The following is a 324-nucleotide window of genomic DNA, read 5'->3' as shown; positions in this document are numbered from 1 at the left end:
GCCAGCGGTGCGTTCGGCCAGATCGGTGACCTGATAGCCGCCCTCATCGGCCTTGCGCACATCTTTCAGCGACCAATATTGGCCGATGCGGTTTTCATTGCCGATATCGCCCATCGGCATCACCGCGATCCAGGTGAGGTCGATGCCGCGCTCGGCGCACCACTCTGTCATGCTGAACAGCTCGGCCTCGTTGAACCCTTGGAGGGCGACCGCGTTGATCTTGACCCGGAGGCCCGCAGCCTGCGCCGCGGCGATGCCGCGCAGCACCTGCGGCAGGCGACCCCAGCGGGTCACTTCGGCAAATTTCGTTTCATCCAGCGTGTC

At 64.2% G+C, this 324-nt stretch carries 1 pseudogene; it reads right to left on the bottom strand.

Annotated features, from left to right (window positions below):
• Nucleotides 1-324: pseudogene (locus R0J92_RS22145) on the bottom strand (cyclic pyranopterin phosphate synthase); the annotation flags it as partial.

It is taken from the genome of Tritonibacter sp. SIMBA_163 (assembly GCF_046535935.1).
In the GTDB taxonomy this organism is placed as follows: Bacteria; Pseudomonadota; Alphaproteobacteria; order Rhodobacterales; family Rhodobacteraceae; genus Epibacterium; species Epibacterium scottomollicae.
Note: the sequence above shows the minus strand (reverse complement) of the source record. Positions and strands in the feature narration are given on the sequence as shown.